Genomic DNA, 661 nt, shown 5'->3' on the forward strand with positions numbered 1-661 from the left:
CAGAAAAATCGGGTTCTTTTGGCAACGGCTCCGGGAGCACTGCCTTGATTGGGAAGATAAGGCCGTATTCTTCCTCTAGTGCTGCGATTTGGGCGTCGGCCTGTCCGAGGTTGTTGTGGTGGTTATCAAAATCGTCCAGTATTTTGTGGCCCTTGGCGTAAAACTGCGCCACTCTATTGCGACGAGCACATACTTGCTCAAGGTTTGACTTCCACCGTGGGGCCTGGGCGTGGGTGTTGTGTGCGATCAGGCTGTCTGGGGTGCAGGTTTCATACGTGCCGTTGGCAAACAGCCACAAGATTTCACCCGTATCCGGATCCGGGACGTAGAAACCACGTTTATCGGTTTTTAGGTTGTGGTGCTTTTGGCACAGTGGGTAGAGGTTTCCCGGTGTGGTTTTGCCACCCTGGCCAAATGGAATCCGGTGATCCATCTGGCACCTCAGTGACGGCACACTGCATCCCGGGAACACACAGTGCGTGTGGCGAGCACACACGACTCGTCGCATTGCTTCTGTTGGGGTGTAGCTATCCGTATGTGTTTGAAGTTCTGCCTCCATATCCACTTCGGTGATTTTCGCTGACGCCAGCAGGTCGTCTAATGCTGCGGTGGCTTCCGGGGTCAGTGCCCCAACCCCTGGTACGTACGCTGGCCCACCGGC

1 protein-coding gene is annotated in these 661 nt (G+C 55.5%); it reads right to left on the reverse strand.

All coding sequences use genetic code 11. From position 1 onward, the window contains the following. On the reverse strand, nucleotides 1-661 hold a 661-nt coding region (locus HMPREF3104_RS06445), incomplete at both ends, for an HNH endonuclease signature motif containing protein (RefSeq protein WP_141738157.1).

The sequence above is a fragment of the Corynebacterium sp. HMSC30G07 genome (genome assembly GCF_001806945.1).
In the GTDB taxonomy this organism is placed as follows: Bacteria; Actinomycetota; Actinomycetes; order Mycobacteriales; family Mycobacteriaceae; genus Corynebacterium; species Corynebacterium riegelii.